A 19,855-nucleotide genomic window follows, 5' to 3' on the forward strand; every position below is an offset into this window, starting at 1 on the left:
CGATCTGCGGCGATTGGGCCGGGTGCGCGTGGCAGGAGCCGCCATCGCGCCGCCGCCGACCGAATCGGCGCCGAGCCACGCGACGCGTCGATTCGTCGGTTCGTACGGCGCGCGGTGACGGTGGCGCGCAGGGAGAGTCGTGTGTCCAATATCATTTGTTTCCGTCGCCACGCGCGGCGGACGGTCGATCATGCGGTGAGTCTCGGTTATTCGCTGTTGCGCGCCGACCCAGCGGCGCAGGAGGCGTTCGCGCGGGTGCTGTGGACGGCGAGCGAGCGCTCGAACCTGCTGGACGGCGGCGTCGGGGCGGTGGAGGCGATCGTCAATTTGGCCCGCTTCCACGCCTGGCACCGGGCCGAGGTCGAGGGCTGGAAGGGCGGCCGCGGCCACCCGATGGCGCTGGTACACTCGCTGGCGCAGCACCTGATGGGTCGCTATCCGGCGCCGCGAATGCTGGCCTCGGCGTGGTTCGGCGACGATTCGCCGGGCCGCGACGAGGAGCGCGGGTGGTTCATCGAACACGCGGGCGGGCGCCCGTTCCGCAAGCTGACGGGGCTGCCGGTGCAGCTGACGCGCAAGATGGAGCAGATCCTGCTGAAGTCACCGGCGGACCTGCCGGTGCGCGCGGCGATCCGCCGGGCCGAACTCCTGGGGCTGGGCGCCGAGCCGGAGCTGGTGCAGGCGATCTCGCAGACGGAGTTGGGCGCCGATCTGCGCCACAGCCGATTCTGGCGCGGGGTGTTCCAGTGGATGATCCGCCACTGGGAGGCGCTGCGGCCGGAGCAGGTCGAGCCGCTGATAAAATACCTGCAGGCGACGCAGCTCCGCGAGCGCGCGACGGACGGCGCTGCCGGCGAGCCGACCCGGCCGACGCCGCAGTTCGCGGGGGCCGGGCGCTCGCCCGAGGCGCTGTGGCGACAGGTCCGCGAGTGGCAGCACGAACTGCTGATGGCGCGGCAGCGCGAGCTGCTGGGCGCGGCGAGCTCGTTCAGGACGTGGGCGGCCGCGGGCTGGGCGGGGCTGCGGATCGACGACGACAGCGGCGACCCGAAGGTGACGGTGTGGGAGATCGGCGAGCTGCTGTCGAGCGAGGGCCTGCGGGCCGAGGGCCAGGCGCTGCGCCACTGCGTGGGCACCTACGTCGGACGCTGCGTCCGCGGGATCTCGAGCATCTGGTCGCTGCGCAGCGCGGGCCCGGGCGGCGAGTTCGCGTCGCGGTTCACGATCGAGGTCGAGCCGCAGAGCCGGCGGATCGTGCAGATCCGCGGGTTCGCCAACTGCAGGGTGGAGGGCCTGGCGCGCGAGATCATCGCCCGCTGGGCGCGACAGGAGCGGCTCGACATGACGGGGTCGTGATGGGGGAGGCGCCCCGCCGCGCGTGGGCTCGCAAGGGCGGCGCGCGGCGGGGATGCGACGGGTGCATGGAGCCGCGCCGGAGAGGATCGATCGAAAGGACGTGTCCTCGGGGACATGTCGTTGGATTGTGCACACCCGCGGAGGCCTGGTTTTGGAGACATGTTTATTCGGTCGTGTCCGAATGGGCGCGACGGCCGCGGGGAGGCGCCGGCGCGGCCCTGCCTTTGAGACATGTCTTTCGGGTCATGGCCGAAGGGGCGCGACGGCCGCGGGGAGCTCCCAGCCCGCGGAGGTCGTCGATGCCGGCAGGACGGGCTCCGTCAGGCGGCAGTCGAAAGGCCGGCGCGGCCGGGCGAGACGGGCGGCGCAGCCGCGGCGGAGGCGATCCCCGGACGCTTGCGCGAAATCGCGCTGGCGAGGGAACGGCATGACACGTCGCGTCCACGCGCGCGCGCCTGCGGCCGAGACGCTGTCGCCGCTGTCATTCGCGGCCGGGGGAGCCGGCGGGGCCGGGCGGCCGGGCGTGGGGTATCCTCGGGTGACACGATGCCCGCCGATTCCTCCGCCGGCCAGATGGCGCCCGAGTTCGCGAGCGACGAGGACCTGCTGGACCGACTCTCGGCGCGGCCGCACGAGCTGGTGTACCTGGTGGGCTCGGCGGTGACGGCCCCGAGCCGCGCGGGCGAGCCGGGGGTGCCGCGGGTCGACGGGGTGATCGAGCTTATCCGCGGCGAGTACCAGCGGGCCAGCGAGCTGCAGCGATTCGAGGCGGCGCTGGCGAAGGAGCCGGACAACCGCTATCAGGCGGCCTTTCGCCACCTGCTGCGCACGCGCGACCAGGACGTGGCCAACGCGGTGATCCGCCGCGCGGTGCTGCTGGCCCGCCGGCCGTCGACCCGGTTCCCGACGCCGCCGGCGGTGATCGACGACGACCACGAGGTGTGCCGCGCGCTCGAGGACGACGTCGAGGGCTGGCACCTGCCGCCGGCCGCCGACGCGCTCGGCCAGGTGCTGGCGCGCGCGCCGGCGGCGACCCGCCCGCTGGTGCTGACGTCGAACTTCGACCCGCTGGTGTCGATCAGCGTGCGCCGGGCCGGCGGTCGCGCCTACGTGACGGCGCTCCACGGCGACGGCAGCCTGGCGGGCGTCGACGGCCAGGGCTGCCTGGTGGTCCACTTCCACGGCGACTGGTTCCGCACCGACACGCTGCACACGCCCGCGCAGCTCGGCCAGGACCGGCCCAAGCTGTCGGCGTCGCTGGCCAACCTGATCAGCGCGCGCACCCTGGTGGTGCTCGGCTACAGCGGGTGGGACGACGTGTTCACGCGCTCGCTGATCGCCACCATCCGCGGCGGGCTGGCGCCGATCAAGATCGCGTGGGCGTTCTACCCCGACGACGAGGCGGCGATCGTGCGCGGGTCGAGCCGCCTGCTCGAGGCGCTACGCCCGGGCATCGAGCTCGGGCGGGTGGTGCTGTACAAGGGGATCGACGCCCACGCGTTCCTGCCGCGGCTGGCCGAGCGGCTGGCCGAGTCGACGGCGCCGGTCGGCGGGGCGCACCACGCGGGCGACGGCGAAGCGCGGGCCGGGCAGAGCGGGGCGCACCACGCGGGCGACGGCGGGGCGCGGCCGGGGCACAGCGGGTCGTTCTTCGCCGGCGAGAGCGGGCAGCGGCCGATCGAGCCGCCTGCCGCCCCGGAGGCGTCGTCGTCGCACACGACCGGCTCGATCGCCGCGGTGCTCGGGACCCACGCCGAGGCCGCCTGCGCGCCGGGGGCCACGCCGGCGAGCGCGACGGGGCACGGGTCTTCAGGGACAGGTTCGCTGGGACAGGGCGCTTCGGGCATGTCCTCCGGGACCGGTCCTGGGGAGCATGTCGCTTCGGGCATGCCCTCGGGGCCGAACCCGTTCCAGAAGGCGGGCATGCTGGGGCTGGCGGCGCGCTCGTACGTGGCGCGGGCGGCCGACGCGGCGCTGGCGGAGGCGCTCGAGGGCGGCGCGCACGTGGTGGTGGTCCGCGGCGACTTCTCGATCGGCAAGTCGAGCCTGCTCCTGCGGGCCGATCGCGCGTGGACCAGCGGGGCGGGCGCGGCGGTGTGCCTGCTCGACCTGCAGATGATGCGGGTCGACGACGTCAACCTGTTCTTCGACGAGTTCTTCGCCGAGGTCGGCCGCGCCTACGGGCAGAGCTTCAAGAGCTGGCGCGAGGTCCAGGCGGCCGCCGGCCAGCGGCCGCTCTTGCTGACGCTCGACGAGTTCGGCGGGCTGACGCCCGAGGTGGCGCAGCGGTTCGTGCCGGCGCTGTACCGGGTGGTCACGCAGCTCGCGGGGGCGATGCGGCTGGTGGTGACCACGCGCGACCCGATCGCCGAGGTGCTGGCGAGCTTCGAGCTGTCGAACCCGAACCTCGGCGACTGGCCCGAGGTCGAGCTGCGCCCGTTCACCGAGGCGGAGCTCGGCCGGCTCCTGGCCCTGCTGCCGCCGCGGGCCCGCGCGGTGGCGGAGACGGAGCAGGCGGCGATCTGCGAGCGCACCAAGATGCTGCCGAAGCCGGCGCAGTGCCTGTGCTTCAACCTGTGGAAGGACGAGGCGGCCGGGGCGAGCGACGCCGACCTGGCGGCGCGGGTGCGCAAGAAAGAGAGCTACCGGTGACGGTCGAGAACCCGTACCGGGCGGCAGGGGCGTTCGCCGGCAAGGCGTACATCCGCCGCGGCGCCGACGCCGAGCTGGTCGAGCAGATCCGCGACAACCAGTACTACCCGTACTTCGCGGCGCCGCGGCAGAGCGGCAAGTCGAGCCTGATCGCCCGCACGATGTCGTCGCTGCCGGCGCCGGAGTTCCGCTGCGCGCTGGTCGACCTGTCGCCGTTCGTGGTCCGCTCGTACGACGACTTCTGGCGCCAGTTCCTGCACGAGGTGGCCCGCAGCGCCAACTTCGACCCGGCGCCGATCGGCAAGGGCGACCCGCGCGACGTGTTCAAGGCCTGGCTGTCGGCGTTCCCCGGCCGCCTGGTGATCTTCGTCGACGAGATCGACGTGCTCCTCCACGTCGAGTGCCGCGAGCAGATCTTCAGCAAGATCAGGACCTTCTTCAACCTGCGCGCGCACGAGGAGGCGCTGCAGCGCCTGACCTTCGTGCTGGCAGGGGCGGCCCACTCGTCGCGCTTCATCTCCGACCCGCGCTGGTCGCCGTTCAACGTCGCCATCGAGATCGCGCTCGAGGACCTGACGCTGGCCCAGGTCAGCCAGCTCGCGTCGTACCTGGCGACCGCCGGCGCGTTCGCCGGGCCCGACCTGGTCGCCCGCGTGTTCGAGCTGACGGCGGGCTCGGTGTTCCTGTGCCAGCTCGTGTTCGAGGCGCTGTGGAACCGCGCCGCCCGCGGGGCCAGGAAGCTCGACGCCAGCGACGTCGACGCGGTGGTCACGACCATCGTCGCCGAGAGCTCGCGCAACATCCACTTCTACAACATCTTCCGCCTGGTCACGCAGGACCCGCGCCTGGCGATGCTGTTCCGCCGCCTGGTCGACGGCGAGGAGCTCGGCGAGGAGGACCGCAAGGAGCTGCAGCTCACGGGCCTGTGCCGCGGGATGGACCCGTTCCGCAACGAGGTGTACGCCCGCGTGTTCGGGGCCGGCGGCCCGCTCGACCTCAAGGTCGCGGGCGCCAAGGCGACGCTCGGTCGCAAGCTCGAGGCGGCGCTGACGAAGCGCCAGCAGCTCGAGGAGGAGGGCCGCGCCACCAGCGAGGTCGAGGCCGAGATCGCGGCGCTCAAGCGCGAGTTCCGCGAGGGCGCGCAGCTCCGCGAGGGCGACGTGCTGGCCCGCGGCCGCTACCGCCTGCTCGAGCCGATCGGTCAGGGCGGGTTCGCCACGGTGTGGCACGCGCGCGACGAGACGGCCAAGCGCGAGGTGGCGCTCAAGGTGCTGCACGGGCAATTCGCCGAGGACAAGACCCGCCGCGACCGCTTCTTCCGCGGCGCGTGGAAGATGTCCGAGCTGCGCCACCCGGCCATCGTCCAGGTGCTCGAGCCGTACGGCGAGGAGGCCGGCCGGCACTACTTCGTGATGGAGTACATGTCCGGCGGGACGCTGCACGAGGCGGTGCTCGACAAGAAGCTGACGCACGACCAGGTGGTCGCGGGGATCGTCGCCGTCGGCCAGGCGCTGGTCCACGCGCACGAGCGCGGGCTGGTCCACCGCGACGTGAAGCCGTCGAACGTGCTGCTCGGCGAGGGCGGCACGGCCAAGCTGACCGACTTCGACCTGGTCCGCGAACAGGACGCGTCGGGCTCGACCCGCACCGGACCGATGGGCTCCTTCATCTACGCGGCGCCCGAGGTGCTCAACCGGCCGCAGGACGCCGACCACCGCGCCGACATCTACGGCCTGGCGATGACGGCGGTGTTCGGGCTGCACGGCGCCGAGCTGCCGCTCGAGGTGGTCCGCGACGCCGACCGCTTCATCGACCGCCTGCACTGCGGGGGGTTGATGAAGGACGTGCTCAAGAAGGGAGTGGCGTGGGAGATCGAGCGCCGCTTCCGCTCGGCGGCCGAGTTCACGCAGGCGCTGTCGACGGCGTGGGCCGAGACGGAGACGGAGGCCGCGCCGCCGCCGGTGACGCAGAAGCAGGCGATGGCGCCGACGTGGACCGCGATGTTCGCGACCCTGCCGCTGCCCGAGTCGGGACCGCTGGCGGCGGCGAAGCCGGTGGCGGCAGCAGGTGCGCCGGGCGCCGCGGGGCCGACGGGCGCGGGGCTGGAGAGCTTCACGCCGATCGTCGAGGAGGTCGAGGACTCGGATGCGGCGCCGGTGACGGCGGCGCCGGTGACGGCGGCGCCGAGCACCCCGCCGCCGCTCGCTGCGGCGCCGAGGGCCCCGGCGGCGAGGATCACGGCTCCGCCGCTGCGAGAAGAGGCCGCGCGCGCGGCCGAGGCGACGCTGACGACGGCGAACCTGTCGGCGACCGCCGTGCAGGCGACGGCCGCCGAGATGGCGCTCGCGGACGCGACGGTCGCCAGCGCGGAGATCGACGCGCCCGAGCGAGCGCCGCGGCAGACGACGATGCTCGACGCACGGGCGGCCGCGCAGGCGCAGCCCATGCCGCCGCCGGGGCCCGTGGCCCGCGCGCCCGGTCGCGGCGTGTACGCGCTGCTGGGGCTGTTCGCCAGCGCGGCGCTGGTGCTGCTGGCGATGCAGATCGCAGGGCCCGGCCTGCGCGAGACCGCCGAGGACGAGCGCGACAGCGACGACTCGCGCCCGCTCGTGCCGTCGACGCTCCAGCGCAGCGAGGGCAAGAAAGACGCGCCGTCCACCACGCCCGCGCAGCCCGACACCCCCGAGAAGCAGGACGACTCGGGGCCGCGCTTCGAGAAGATCGGCCCCGAGCTGCCGCCGGCGACGGTGACCAGCGCGCCGCCGCCCGCGACGGGCGACAAGCCGGCCGAGCTGACCACGTCCGGGCCCGAGCCGGGCGCCGAGACCACCGACGGCGCGACGACGACCGGCGAGGAGCAGGGCCCGCCCGACGAGAGCGCCACCGCCGGCAAGGCAGGCGGCGCGACGACCAGCAAGCCGAGCAACGACAAGCCGCCCACTTCGCCGAACCCCGGGCAGAAGCGGACCAAGAAGTCGATCGAGGAGCGCATCGACGACGGCTGCTACCAGGTGCGAGCCCGCGACGCGGAGGCGGGCGTGGCGATCTTGAAGGGCGTGCTCGAGCAGAAGCCGCAGAACATCGAGGCGCTGCGCTGCTATGCCCAGGGCCTCAAGCAGATCAGCGAATACGCCGACGCCGAGCGCTCCTTCGAACAATTGCTGGCCGCGACCGACGAGCGCAACCTGACGGCGCTGCTCGGGCTGGCCCAGGTCAACGAGGCGATGACCCGCTACGACCGCGCTGCCCATTATTATGAACGGGTGCTGCGCATCGACCCGGACAACAAGTCGGCGCAGGCTTTCTTCAACCGCTGGGCCGGCGGGGCGTCGCGGCTCCCGCCCACCGGCGGGGTCCAGCTCAAGCGCTGAGCCCCGCGCCCGCCGTGCGGGCCCGCGAGGTCGCCGAGCCGCGAATCCGCCGCGCGCGCGCCGCGTCCTCGTCGCCGGCAGCACTCGCGGGTCGGGGGATTCACGGCGACGTGGTGACCACGACGGCCTCGCCGACCCACTCCGCACAATCGCGAGCGCGCCCCGACCTTCGCGCGCCCCGACCTTCGCGCGCCACGCGGCGCGAGCCGGTCGGGCGCGCACGCGAGCCGCGGCGATCCCGGCGAACGCGCGAATGCGCATTCTCGCCGCCTTGACACTCCCCGTAGCGCCTCCTAGCGTCGTCCCCTCTGCCAGCCGCGGGAGAGTTTGAGGTTTCGCCGTGCCCCGGACCGAGCTGAACATTCAGAGCACCGACTTGCAGCAATTCGCGCCCGGGCACGAATCCGTGACATTCGTGTACGACCCGCGCAACCCGAAGCATTTCGACACCTACGAGTTCGAGATCAGCGATCGCCAGGGCCGGGTCGTCTATCGCAACCGGACCGTGGGCCTCTACGACGGGACGCTGTGGGACGGCCGTGGCGATCACGCCGCGCCCGACGCTCCCATGCGCTTCGTCGGTCCGCTCGACTCGCCGTACCGCGCGCGGCTCTACGGCGTCGAGAACCCGGCGCCGCCGGGCCTCTTCGCGGCCTCCCTCCATTTCTTCGCCAGCGCGAAGAACAAGGTGACCAGCCTGGTCAAGGACGCGCCGCCGGTGCCGACCCTCCATCAGGTCGCGGTGCTCTATCACTCGATCGAGCTCTCGCTGGGCGAGTGGCTCCCGACCGAGGAGGTGCAGCGGCTCGACGCCGCCGTCGCCGGGCTCGCGCCCACGTTCGCCGCGGCGACGCTGACCGACCCCGACATCATTCTCTGGACCTGGTACCGCCTCGGCGCGATGGGGTACTTCCCCGGCCCGCAGCCGTCGCCGCCGGCGCTGACCGCCGGCCTCGAGCTGGCGATCTTGCGCTACAAGCGGAACCATCCGGAGCTGTCGCGCCGGCTGTTTCAGTACGATCCGACCGGCAAGGACCTGCAGGCCCCGTGGGTCGACGCGCCGGGCGGGCTCAAGGCGATCACGCCGGAGCTGCTGGCCGCGCTGCACCGCGGCGATCACCACCGCCTCGACAGCGCCGGCAACGCGGCCGAGTACATCCTCGGCGACCCGCGCGTGTTCGCCGACGCCAACCGCGACGAGCGGCTCTACCTCGACGCCGACCGCTTTTACGTCGGCATCGACGCCGAGTTCAACACCGACCGCAAGGTTTCGGTCGAGCGGGCCTTCCTGCCGCGGCCGATGCTGCCGATCCGGGCGCAGGTCTACCTGCAGGACAGCGCCGGTCAGCGCGCCCCCGCGCCGCGGTTCGGCTCGCTCGGCGACTTCCGGATCCGCTGGTCGTGGACCGATCGGGCGACGCGGGACAACGGGCTGCCCACGGCCCAGCCCGATCGGCCGAGCCGCACCAAGGATTACGTCGACGCGGCCGTGCAGGCGGTCGGCGCGGCGGTCGCCAGCACGTATCACAACGCGCGCTCGATCGTCGGCGGGATCGTCACCGGCATCGCCGTCAGCGACGCCTTCGCCGCGCTCCACGAGTGCGCGCCGTACCCGGCCGCGGCCGTGCCCACGGGCCTCGAGACCCGCCCGCGCATCCACGCGAATCAGCAGAGTTGCGCCCGGCAGACCGTCGTGTACCTCCACGCCTCGCGGGCAGCGAGGACGACATCGCGGTCGCCGTCGTCCGGGGCGCCGCTGGTTCGCGAGCTCGATCCGCGGGCGAGCGGCGCGCCGCCGGGTCTGCTGCGGCGCGCCGTCCGTCACGAGGTCTCGTGAGGAGCGAGCCGTCACGTTGCGCCGCTGCGGGCGCCGGCGCCGCGGCCGCTGCTCGTGGCTCGGCCGCAGCGACCTGCAGCGAGTTGTGCTGCGACTCCGAGTTCTTCCGCCGGCACCTCCTGCGGCACGCCGAGCTCGGTGCGCTGCTGGATCTGCCGCGGCAGGTGCTCGACCGCTCACGCTGGCCGCGCCGCGAGCGGAGCATCTCGACCGCGAAGCGATGGCCGTCCGCGGGCCGTCGAAGTCGCGGGCGGAGGATGAAATTTTGGTAATCCCGGCGAGCATCACTTGCAGGCCGAGCCGTGCTGCGATATCTCCATAGCACGCGGTGCAAATCCGCGTGGGGTGTGGCGGGAGGTCCGTCACAGGTTCTGGAGTGGTCGGGCCGCCATTCCGCAGATCGCAGGAGCGATCGCGGAAGACGATCCGATGCAATTCGACCTGCTGGACCTCGTGTCCGCACCGACCCTCGTCGCCACCGTACTGGCGGGAGACGCGATCAGTCCGCTCGTGAAGCAGGCGGTCGCCATCCCTGTCCTCGTCGCCTTTTTGGCGCTCCTCTGGTTCGCGGTGCGCGCGCGGCACGGCGTCCGGCCGCGCTGGTTCGACAAGATGGCCGTGGCGACGCTGCTCGTGCTGGCCGTGCTCACGAAGCCGGACCGGACGCAGCATCTGCACGCGCTCCGCGCCGCGGCGTCGTTGAACGACCCGGTGCTCATCCACGGCGACTACCTGCTCGTTTCGGCCACCACCGGCGACGCGACCGTCGCGGTCGGTGTGTTCGGAAGGGTGTTCGTGTTTCAGCTCGAGCGAAGTCCGCCTCGCTGATGGCACGCCGCGGGCAATGAAGGCACCACGCGCTCCTCATCGTGCGCGTGGCTTTCGTCAGAGCCGAGGCCCAGCGAGATAGACTCACAGGCAATCAAGGGTGCGTCGGCGATCGGTTCGCCGGCGCAGGTTTGGGCGCACATCCCGTCCCGAGGCGGTCGTGGGCGCTGGAATGGTCGGGCCGCCATTTCGCATGCCGCACTCTTGCGGCGGTGGAGGCGAACCGTGCAACAGGTCCATACCCCCGAGAACGCTCCCGCTCCGGCCGGCTGCGCGCTGCGACTGTTCTGGATGCTCCTCAGCAACGCGATCGTGTACGCGTCGCTGGCGGTGATCGCAATGGAGGGGGCTGCTTTCCCCTCACCGCTCGACGGCGTCGTCTGGGTCACCGTCGTCCTCGGCATCCTCGCGCGACGGGTCGACATCACCCGCTGGAGCGGCACGACGGCCGCCGGCGAACCGGCGACGCTGGCCCACTGGCGGCGCTACACGGCGACCGTGGTCGTCGTGACCGCGGTCGCCTCGGTGCTCGCCCACGTCCTCGGCGAGTGAGAGCGGGCCGCGGCACTAGAGCGGTTCGTCGCGGAAGAACCGGCCGCTCGCGGCCTGGGTCGGCAAGGGCTCGCGCTCGTCGTGGTAGCGCCGCAGGGCCGCGAGGAGCTGCGGGTCCTGGACGTCGCCGTTGACGGGCAGGCCGACCCGGCGCTGGAACGCCGCGACCGCGGCGCGCGTGCTCTCCTCGTCGCCGCAGGCGAACCCGAGGTTGCCGAGGCGGCCCTGCACCCCGCGGCGCACGTCGAGCGGATCGACGTGGCCGATCCGGATCTCGAAGCGCGTCCGCTCGGGGCCGATCTCGAGGATCGCGAGCTTCGCCGCCGGCGGGACGCCTCCTCGAGCACGCCGTCGGCGTCGGTGCGGCCGCGGCGGATCGCGCCGTCGATCGTGAGCTCGTAGTCTCGCTCGCGCTGGGGCACGTCGTCGACGAACACCTGCAGGCGCAGCAGCGCCGGGGTGCCGCGCTTGACGAAGCGGTGGACGTTGTCGGTCGCGACCTCCTCGTGGCGGACGCGCTTCTCCGGGATGAAGAGCACGTCGCCCGGCGCCAGGATGTTGGGGTCCTCGCGCTCCGCCTTGAGGCGCGCGTTCTCCGGATGGTTCCACAGGGTCAAGGGAAAGAACCCGTACGCATCGGCGATGCTCGAGACCCCTTCGCCAGGCGCCACGACGTGCTTCGGCATGCTGCGGCGCAGTGTAGGGCGCGCGCCGGAGGCCCGGCAACCGCGGCGGGGCCGCGCCTCGTCGGGATCAAATGCACGCACTGCGAGGCGCGTCGGCGGCGGCCCGAGGTCGGCGAGGGCGATCTCGACGCGAGCCTCGGACGCCGCGCGGACGAGCTCGGGGCCGCGGGTGATCACGACCGCCGCGAGCCGGGCTCGCGGCCAGGAGCGCGTCCGAGACGAGATCGCGCGCGAGCGGGCGCGTCGACCCCCATGCTGCCGCGGATCGCGTGGGTTATAACGACCCCGGCGGAGGACTGCGTGAACGCGGCGACGAATCCGATCCTGGCGTCGGTCCAGGAGCTCCTGGACAGCCTCGACGACGAGACGTACCGCAACGTGGAGCTCAGCGTCCGCGACCACGCGGTCCACGGCCTGGGCGCGGAGATCAGCGTCGAGACCGAGCTGCACCTGATCCTGCTGTCGAAATACATGGCCGCGGCCGACGGGGTCAGCGGCGCCGAGGTCACCGGCCTCAAGCGATTGATGGATCGCCACGGGCTGCCCGAGGTCGCGCAGCGCCACCTGCTCGAGTTCGACGTGTCGATGGTCCGCCCCGAGCACGTGGCCGAGGTCGTGCAACCGCGCAGCTCGCTGGCGGTGTACATGCTGTCGGGCGGCACGCTGCTGGCCGCGCTCGACGGGCTGTCGGGCGCCGAGCGCTCGCGCGTGCGCGCCGTCGGCGAGCAACTCGGGCTGTCGGCGGAGCTGATCGAAGTGGTGCTGGCCGAGGCGTGCCTGACGGCCGCGGCGCTGCTGAAGGGCGACGAGGCGACGATCCAGCTGATCCGCCCGCTGCGCCACGCGATCTATCGCCTGGTCTGAGGGACGCTCGATGGCGGCCCAGGGGGTGCCGCTCGTGTGGGCGCTGGCGCTGCCCCACTCGTGGCAGGGCCGGTTCGGCTTCGTGGGCGGTGCTGTTCTCGGCGATGCTGCTGGCGACGTTCACGAGCCGCCGCCCGGCGAACGACAGCGGGGCCGTGGGCGCCCTCGTCGGGCTGGCGACGGCCGCCCTGCACTGCGTGTTCGTCGGCTGGCCGGGGTGAGCCGACGTCGGCGCCGGCGAGCCGCCCGTGCCCCGCCGAGCACGCGCGGAGGAGCGGGCGAGCCGAGCTTCGCCGTCCTCGAGGGTGACCCGATGAACATGCTCGAATAGGCAGATGGAGGAGGCTGCGCTGGCCGGCCCGGTCGGATGGGGCCGCGCGCGATGAATCCTCTCACCGTGCGGTAAGCGGCGCCGAGGAGGCAATGGAGGGCGGGTGCGGCGAAAGTTTTCCCGATTCGTAGGTCATTGACAAACTTTTTTTTCAAACTAATGTGCCCGTGTGCTCGACATCGCCGTCATCGACGATCCGGCGGCGGCCACGGTCGCCCTCGATCCGGTGCGGAGCAGGTTGCTGGCCGAGCTGGCCGAGCCTGCGTCCGCGGCCATCCTCGCGGCGCGGCTCGACATGCCGCGGCAGAAGGTCCACTACCACCTGCGCGCGCTCGCGGACCACGGCCTGGTGCGAGAGGCCGAGCAGCGGCGCTGGGGCGGCCTCACCGAGCGCCTGTTCGTCGCCACGGCCGGCTCGTACGTCGTCTCGCCCGGCGCGCTCGGGCCGGTGGCCGCCGATCCGCGGCGCACCACCGATCGGCTGTCGGCGGGCTACCTGATCGCCCTGGCGGCCCGGGTCGTGCGCGAGGTCGGGGCGCTGTGGCGCCGGGCCGTCGACGCCGACAAGCGGCTGGCGACGCTCTCGATCGACACCGAGGTCCGCTTCGCCTCCGCGGGCGAGCGCGCCGCGTTCACGAAAGATCTGACTCTGGCGATCACGACATTGGTCGCCCGTTATCACGACACCTCGGCGCCCGGCGGCCGCGACTATCGCCTGCTGGTGATGGCGCACCCCCGGCCCGCCGACGCAGCAAGAAAGGATTGCCATGCCAGTCAAGAATGACACCGAGAAGCGATGGGTCGAGCTCGATGTTGTGTTCCCCGGGACGCCGGAGCAGCTGTGGCGCGCGATGGCCACCGGGCCGGGCATCAGCGCCTGGTTCACCCCCACGACGGTCGACGAGCGGAAGGGCGGCGCGATCGCGTTCGACTTCGGCGGCGGCGCGGCGTCGCGGGGGACGATCACCGAGTGGCACCCGCCGTCGCGCCTTTGCTACGAGGAGCACGAGTGGAGCAGCGGCGCGCCGCCGGTGGCGACGGAGATCACCATTCGCGCCCGCTCGGGCGACGACTGCGTGGTCCGCATGGTCCACAGCCTGTTCACCACCGAGGACACCTGGGACGACGAGCTCGAGAGCTTCGAGGCCGGCTGGCCGGGCTTCTTCGAGGTGCTGCGCGCGTACCTGTCGCACTTCCCCGATCAGAAGGCCGTGGCGTTCGGCGCCTCGGGGGTGCATCCGGGGACGCATCACGACGCCTGGCGCGAGGTGAGCGCGGCGCTCGGGCTGTCCGGGCCCAATGTCGGCGAGCAGCGGTCGACGCCGGTCGACGCGCCGACGCTCGTCGGCACGGTCGAGCGCGTGCAGCAGGGCATGAAGACCTGCGAGGTGATGCTGCGGCTCGAGCGGCCCGCGCCGGGCATCGCTCAGGTCGGGACCTACTCGTACGGCGGCAAGGCCCGCGCCGCGGTGAGCCTCTATTTCTACGGCGACCGCTCCGCCGAGGCCGCGGCCGAGGTCGAGCCGCAGTGGCGCGCGTGGATGGCGAAGCGGTTCCCCGAGAGCACGGGCGATTCGTCGCAGGCGTGACCGCCGGGCGTCACGCGCTCTGGCATGAATGGCCGCGGTCCGACTGCGGCCACGCGTGCGACCGGCCCCGCGCGAGGCGGCGCCGGTGCGTCGTCCGGGCCGACCACGCGCACGACCACGGTCGCAGCCCGCGCGCGGCCATGCGGGCGACCGCCCCCGCGCGAGGCGGAGCCGGTGCGTCCGTGCGTGCACGCGCTGACGGGAGGACGTTTTTTTCCTGTCACCGCGCTCGCGCAGCTCCCCGTCGACGACGCAGCGATCAGAACAGGGTGTAGACGAACGGCGCGACGTAGGCGAGGCCGCCGGTGAGCCACAGCAGCACGCCGGCGAGCAGCAGGACGATGAGCAGGGGCGCGAGGACGAAGCGCGCGGGGTGGAGGAAGTGGAGGACGAGGCCGGCGATCGTCCGCAGGCGGGCGGCGAGGCGGCGCAGCAGGCCGGGACGCGGCGGACGGGTGACGGGGGCGTTCATGCGGTCCTCGCAATCGTGAGCGCTTCGCCGGCGCCGACGAGAGACATGGCGCTCACGGGCTCCTCTCGATCAGCAGATCTTCGACGACGAGGGCGTCGACGCCGTGGCGCAACCAGAAGGCCAGGGCATCCTCGGCGCCGGCGACGATCGGCTCGCCGGCGCCGTTGAGCGAGGTGTTGAGGACCACCGGGTCGTGGCCGAGCGCGGCCAGCTCGGTCAGCACGGCGTGCAGCTCGGGGGCGCGCGCGGCCTCGACGGTCTGCAGGCGGGCGGTGCCGTCGCGGTGGGTGACGGCGCCGAGGCGCTCGCGCGCGTCGTCACGCACGCGGGCGGTGGTGGTCATGAACGGGGTCATGTCGTCGGGGCCGGCGGCGAAGAAATCACCTGTCCGTTCGGACAGGACGGCGGGGGCGAACGGGCGGAACGGCTCGCGCTCCTTGATCAGCCGGTTCATGCGCTCGCGGGTGGCGGGGTCGCGCGGGCAGGCGAGCAGCGAGCGCTGGCCGAGGGCGCGCGGGCCCCACTCGAAGCGGCCGCGGGCGTGGGCGACGATCTTCCCGGCGGCGACGAGGCGGGCGACGGCGGCGGCGGGCTCGTCGACGCGGCGCACGGGGAGGCCGAGCTCGCCGGCGACGTCGCGGGCCCGGTCGGCGTCGACCGGCAGGCCGAGAGCGGCGGTGCGGAGCGGCGCGGGGCGAGGGTCGCCGCGCTCGCGCGCGGCCAGGAGGGCGGCCCCGAGCGCGCCGCCGGCGTCGCCCGCGGCCGGCTGGACGAACACCCGCGCGAAGCCGGCCTCGGCCTGCAGGCGGGCGTTGGCGAGGGCGTTGAGGGCGACGCCGCCGGCGAGGCACAGGTGGTCGGCGCCGGTCAAGGCGCGGGCCTTGCGGGCGAGCGCGAGCAAGATGTCCTCGAGGACAGCCTGCAGGGTGGCGGCGACGTCGGCGTAGTGGCGGTCGTCCTCGCGCTCGAAGTCCCACGGGCGCCCGGGCGGGCGGCGCGGGCCGAGCAGGCGCTCGAGCGCGGGGCCGAAGCCGAGGTCGGCGTCGCTCATGTGGGCGAAGCAGGCCAGGTCGAGCTCGTAGGCGCCGTCGCCGGTGAGGCGGACGATCCGCGCGAACTGCTCGCGCAGGCGCGGCTGCCCCCACGCGGCCAGGCCCATGACCTTGTACTCGCCCTCGTTGACGGTGAAGCCGAGGTACGCGGTGAGGCCGGCGTAGAGGAGGCCGAGCGAGTGGGGGAAGTCGACGCTGGCGAGCAGCCGCAGGTCGTAACCGCGGCCGTCCCAGATCGTGGTCGCGTGGGCCTCGCCGACGCCGTCGACGACGAGCACGGCGGCGCGCTCGTACGGCGAGACCAGCAGGGCGCTGGCGGCGTGGCTGCGGTGGTGGTCGAAGCGGACCACGCGGTCGCGGGCGACACCGAGCCCTTCGGACAGGTGATCGAGGACCCAGATCTTGCTGCCGAGCTGGCCGGCGAGGGCGCGCGGGAAGGCCCGCCAGGTCCGCGGCAGGTGGCGCAGCAGGTGGACGAGGACGCGCTCGAGCTTGGCGAACGGCTCCTCGTAAAAGGCGACCGCGTCGAGGTCGCCGGGTCGCAGGCCGGCGTGCTGCAGGCAGGCGAAGGCGGCGGCCAGCGGCAGGCCCGGGTCGTGCTTGATCCGCGACAGCCGCTCCTCCTGGATCGCCGCGACCACCTCGCCGTCGACCACCAGCGCGGCGGCGGCGTCGTGGTAGTGCGCGGAGATGCCGAGGACGCGGGCCATGAGGCGATCACTCGGGCGCGGGCAGGGCTCGGGCCGATCCCTCGGCGCGCAGGCCCGGGCGGATCGGCCGGACCAGGCGCACCAGCAGGGCCAGCGGCGCGGCCAGGACGTAAAGCGCGAGGGTGAGGACCAGGTAGACCCGCTCGGCGACGAACCGCCCGGCGCGCAGCCAGCGGCGCCCGAGCTCCCAGCGCGCCACGCGGCGCAGCGCCTTGCGGGCCTCGACCTCGCCGACGAGCTCGAGCAGGAGCTCGCGGGTGTAACGGCCGTGCCGCCGCTCGTCGACGAGGATCGTCTCGAAGAGGACGGCGTCCTGATCGCGCGCCTGTCCCTTGAACCAGGTGACGTAGGCCTCGAACTGCCGCCGCGCCCGCTCCTCGCCGACGTGGACGAAGGCGAGGAAGTCGCGCTCGCCGAGCAGCTCGAACAGCCGCTCGCAGTCGGCCCGCAGCGGCGGGAGCACGAACGGCCGCGCGGCCTCGCCGGCGAGCTTCGCCGCCCGCCGGGCGAACATCTGCGCGTGCCGGGCCTCGTCGTCGGCGTGGCGCAAATAGGCGGCCGCCCGCGCCGCCGACGAGGTGCGCGCCGCCGCCAGCCGCAGGTCGAGCATGCTGCCCTGCTCGGCCAGCGCGAAGGCGTACAGCTTGCGCGCGCTGCGAGCCGGACCGCTCCAGGCCAGCGGACTGAGCAGGCGGGCGAGCGCGCCGATGACGTCGCGGCTCATCGGCGCCTCCCGGCGCGGGCAGTCCGTGCGTGCTGCGGTCGGGAACTCGGCAGTGATATGTTTTTCAAAGCATGTCTCCGAGGAAATGTCTCGAAGGACATATTCGTTGCGGCGACGCGTGTCTCCTCGCGGGAGGAGGACACGGCGTGGAGGCCGCGAGGAGGCGTCTGTTCGGCGGCCAGACCCGGCCGTCGAACAGACGCCCGGCGCTCGGCTCCGGGCGACAATGGTTCCTCGGAGTCGCCGTCGGCGTGTCGGCCTCTCACGGCTGCAGCCGTGCCAGGGGTCCGGGGAAGGGGCAGCGACGAATACGAGGCAGGCTGGGCGCGAGGCACGAGCGTCCAGCCAGACGCTGAACTCGTCGCCGCCCCTTCTCCGGCCCCCCCGCGAGGCGCAGTCGGCAAATCGCGAAGCGCAGCTCCCAGGCTGCCGCCGAGCCCCCGCGTGACGCTCACAAGCACACGCCTCCGCCGTGCCACGGCATGCAGCGGCGCCCGCCCTCGCACGGGTGGTCCTCGTCGCAGGGCGTCCGGCAGTGGTTGCTGGCGAATGCATGTACCTGACCTTCAGGACATGTCGGCGCGAACAGCGGGTCGTTCTGCGCGCAGGCCAGGCGGGCCGCGCAGTCCTTCTCCTCCGGGTACTGGAGCGTGCAAGCCGCGATCAGCGACGGATCGCCCCACAGGTCGCTGCAGACCTCCTTGCAGTCGTAGACGTCCTGCTCGTATTCGTCGAGCAGCTTGCCGTTCTGGGGGCACAGCTGCTCCTTGCGGGTCAGCTTGTGGCAGGCGCACAGGCCGGCGATCGCCGCCTCGGCGGCGGCGTCGGTCGGAAGCATCGCCGGCTCCGCCTTGACGAATTCGCCGGCGAACTTCGCCTTGCCGTCCGCCCCTGCGGGCCAGCGGATCTGCAGGTCGTGGACCTCCTTCTTCCAGGAGAAGCGGGCCGTCAGCGGCTCGCCCACCGTCAGCGGCGTGACCAGCGACAGCCCGTCCGGCGTGCGCATCGCCATCGTCGCCGGGGTCGCGCCCTCGCGGACCACGACCCCGCCGAAGCCCTCGGTCGCGCTGCGGCGGCGGCACTGCACGCGCAGCCACTCGCGCTCGATCTGGGTCGAGCAGCCGAGCGCCGTCGAGCCGACCACCTTGACCTCCGGCGCCGACGCCCACTCCGCGGCCGTCGGCACGAACGAGCGCCCCGGGGGCAGGCCGGGCTGCGGGGCCTGCAGCGGCGCCGCGAGCGGGGTCTTCAGCCGATCGGCGAGGGCCACCGCGAACGCGGCGTGGCCCTTCGCGGTCATGTGGATGTCGTGGTCGAGGAAGGCCCCCGGCTGGGCCGAGCGCAGGGCCGCGGTGACGTCGAGCGCGCGCAGGCCGAGCGCCTCGGCGTCGGCGACCAGATCCTCGAGCAGGATCAGCGAGTCCTGCATGTCGGGCGCGTCGTTGACGTTGTACTTGGCCCACTCGCCGGGGTCGACCTGGACGTCGATCGGCAGGGCGACGACCACCAGCTCGGCGCCGTACTCGTCGCACATCGCCTTGAACTGCTGCAGGTACTCGTGGAAGCGCGACGGCGGGCGGCTGGGCGGCGGCACGCCGGCGGCGATCTCCTTGCGCAGGCGCTGCTGCTCGGCGACGAGGTCGGCCTCGGCCTTGACGAGGTCCTTGAGCTCGGTCTTGCCGGCTTTCTCCTCTTTTTTGAGCTGCGCGGCGAGGTGGTCGTTGCGCAGCTTGGCGGCCTGGCGGATGAGGCTGGCGGTGACCTGGATCGAGCGGCTCGACTCGCCGTAGTCCTCGCGGACGATGTCGCCGGGCCTGCCGCGGGCGACCTCGAGCTGGAAGCTGCCGAGCTTCCCGTCCTCGCTGGCGGCGGCGAGCTTGCGGTCGATGGTCTCGCGCTGTTCGACGAGCTGCTTGTCGACGGCGTCGAGGCGGGTGCGCGAGGTCGTGAGCGCGGCGACGGCGGTCTGGTGCTCGGCGTCGGCGGCGGCGCGGGCGGTGCGGCTGGCGAGCACGAGGTCGTCGAGGCCGCCCTCGGAGGGGGTGCCGACGTCGACGGGGCTGCCGAGCTCGGAGTCCTCGGGGATCTTCACGGACCCGCGCGCGTGCAGCCAGCGGCGCAGGGTGTAGAACGCGTGCGACCTGGAGAACAGCCACTTGCGGCCCGGGAACTGGGTGACCGAGGTCGGGGCCGTCTCGCTGCGCACCGCCCAGCCGTCCCACACCGCGTGACGCTCGCGGTTGGGCCGATCGATCTCGAACGGGTCGTTGACGAAGTTGAGGACCACCACCACCGTCTTCGACCGGCGCTCGGCCAGCAGCTCGCGCGCGACCGCGAGGTACTCCATCGGCCCGTAGGTCGGCACGCCGCCGTTGATCACCGGACGGCCGCTGAGCTGGGCGAGCTGGGCCGAGAAGGTGCGGTCGTCGTCGACGCCGAGGCCGAACACCTGCGAGTCGCCGACCACGAGCACCTCGTCGCCGCCGGGCGCCGGCCACTCGTCGCCGCGGTAGCCGCGGCTGTTGACGTGGATCGTCGTCGCCGGGTTGGGTTTTAATTGGAACTCCATCGTCGCGCCCGGCTCGAGGCGGACGCCGAGCTCCGGGTCGGCGACGTAGAAGTTGACGTGGGGGAACGCGCCGCCGTTCCGCACCGAGAAGGCGACCTCGGTCAGCGCGGCGCCGAGGCCGAGGCCGAACAGCAGCTGGACGGTGATCGACAGGGCCCGCAGCCCGCGGCGGCGCGGCGTGGGGCTGGGGGGTTCGGCTCGCTGGGCCATCGTCGCCTCGCTCGGCCGGCGATCTACGGCCGGCCACGGTGAGGGTATTCCG

General features: G+C 73.1%; 15 protein-coding genes. 10 read left to right on the top strand and 5 right to left on the bottom strand.

All coding sequences use genetic code 11. The features are described 5' to 3' along the window. The first annotated feature begins 195 nt into the window (after window positions 1–195). The 6 genes from NAEX_RS26060 (at window position 196) to NAEX_RS26095 (ending at window position 10,596) form a co-directional block, all read left to right on the top strand. On the top strand, window positions 196–1,356 hold the full coding sequence (locus tag NAEX_RS26060; RefSeq protein WP_143140297.1) for a PcfJ domain-containing protein: 1,161 nt from the start codon (window positions 196–198) through the stop codon (window positions 1,354–1,356). A gap of 546 nt (window positions 1,357–1,902) precedes the next feature. Next, window positions 1,903–4,008, top strand: a complete 2,106-nt coding sequence (locus NAEX_RS50705) for an SIR2 family protein (RefSeq protein WP_170136012.1) — start codon at window positions 1,903–1,905, stop codon at window positions 4,006–4,008. Next, window positions 4,005–7,379: a protein kinase domain-containing protein gene (locus NAEX_RS48285; RefSeq protein WP_170136013.1), complete on the top strand. Its 3,375-nt coding sequence runs from the start codon at window positions 4,005–4,007 to the stop codon at window positions 7,377–7,379. Before NAEX_RS50705 ends, NAEX_RS48285 begins: the two co-directional genes overlap by 4 nt. Before the next feature lie 340 nt (window positions 7,380–7,719). Beyond that, window positions 7,720–9,216, top strand: a complete 1,497-nt coding sequence (locus NAEX_RS26085) for a hypothetical protein (RefSeq protein WP_096330190.1) — start codon at window positions 7,720–7,722, stop codon at window positions 9,214–9,216. A 429-nt stretch (window positions 9,217–9,645) separates the two neighbouring features. Continuing rightward, entirely contained in the window at window positions 9,646–10,044 is a 399-nt protein-coding gene (locus tag NAEX_RS26090; RefSeq protein ID WP_096330191.1) for a hypothetical protein, read from the top strand. Window positions 10,045–10,269: 225 nt separating this feature from the next. Next, a complete protein-coding gene (locus tag NAEX_RS26095) occupies window positions 10,270–10,596 on the top strand; it encodes a hypothetical protein (protein ID WP_143825622.1) in 327 nt (108 codons plus the stop codon). A 15-nt stretch (window positions 10,597–10,611) separates the two neighbouring features. Here the strand turns inward: NAEX_RS26095 and NAEX_RS26100 are convergent, their stop codons facing one another. After that, the gene (locus NAEX_RS26100; RefSeq protein ID WP_143825623.1) at window positions 10,612–10,839 is read right to left on the bottom strand and encodes a peptidoglycan-binding domain-containing protein; all 228 of its coding nucleotides are present in this window, start codon (window positions 10,837–10,839) and stop codon (window positions 10,612–10,614) included. Window positions 10,840–11,534: 695 nt separating this feature from the next. Between NAEX_RS26100 and NAEX_RS26105 the strand changes: the two genes are divergently transcribed. From NAEX_RS26105 to NAEX_RS26115, 4 genes are all read left to right on the top strand, one after another. After that, window positions 11,535–12,146, top strand: a complete 612-nt coding sequence (locus NAEX_RS26105) for a hypothetical protein (RefSeq protein WP_143825624.1) — start codon at window positions 11,535–11,537, stop codon at window positions 12,144–12,146. Between the two features lie 89 nt (window positions 12,147–12,235). After that, window positions 12,236–12,367: a hypothetical protein gene (locus NAEX_RS53920; RefSeq protein ID WP_275937640.1), complete on the top strand. Its 132-nt coding sequence runs from the start codon at window positions 12,236–12,238 to the stop codon at window positions 12,365–12,367. A gap of 279 nt (window positions 12,368–12,646) precedes the next feature. After that, window positions 12,647–13,261, top strand: coding sequence for an ArsR/SmtB family transcription factor (locus tag NAEX_RS26110; RefSeq protein ID WP_096330195.1), 615 nt, complete (start codon window positions 12,647–12,649; stop codon window positions 13,259–13,261). Continuing rightward, complete coding sequence (locus NAEX_RS26115; protein ID WP_096330196.1) at window positions 13,245–14,066, top strand: SRPBCC family protein; 822 nt, start codon at window positions 13,245–13,247, stop codon at window positions 14,064–14,066. Before NAEX_RS26110 ends, NAEX_RS26115 begins: the two co-directional genes overlap by 17 nt. 259 nt (window positions 14,067–14,325) lie before the next feature. Here NAEX_RS26115 and NAEX_RS26120 read toward each other — a convergent pair whose 3' ends face one another. The 4 genes from NAEX_RS26120 to NAEX_RS26135 form a co-directional block, all read right to left on the bottom strand. Then, on the bottom strand, window positions 14,326–14,538 hold the full coding sequence (locus NAEX_RS26120) for a DUF5989 family protein (RefSeq protein ID WP_096330197.1): 213 nt from the start codon (window positions 14,536–14,538) through the stop codon (window positions 14,326–14,328). Between the two features lie 52 nt (window positions 14,539–14,590). Beyond that, complete coding sequence (locus tag NAEX_RS26125; RefSeq protein ID WP_096330198.1) at window positions 14,591–16,300, bottom strand: carbamoyltransferase family protein; 1,710 nt, start codon at window positions 16,298–16,300, stop codon at window positions 14,591–14,593. A gap of 7 nt (window positions 16,301–16,307) precedes the next feature. Then, complete coding sequence (locus NAEX_RS50710; protein WP_096330199.1) at window positions 16,308–17,024, bottom strand: ferritin-like domain-containing protein; 717 nt, start codon at window positions 17,022–17,024, stop codon at window positions 16,308–16,310. 451 nt (window positions 17,025–17,475) lie between these two features. Next, a complete protein-coding gene (locus NAEX_RS26135; protein ID WP_096330200.1) occupies window positions 17,476–19,803 on the bottom strand; it encodes an alginate O-acetyltransferase AlgX-related protein in 2,328 nt (775 codons plus the stop codon). Window positions 19,804–19,855: the final 52 nt, after the last annotated feature.

It is taken from the genome of Nannocystis exedens, from assembly GCF_002343915.1.
Lineage (GTDB): Bacteria > Myxococcota_A > Polyangia > Nannocystales > Nannocystaceae > Nannocystis > Nannocystis exedens.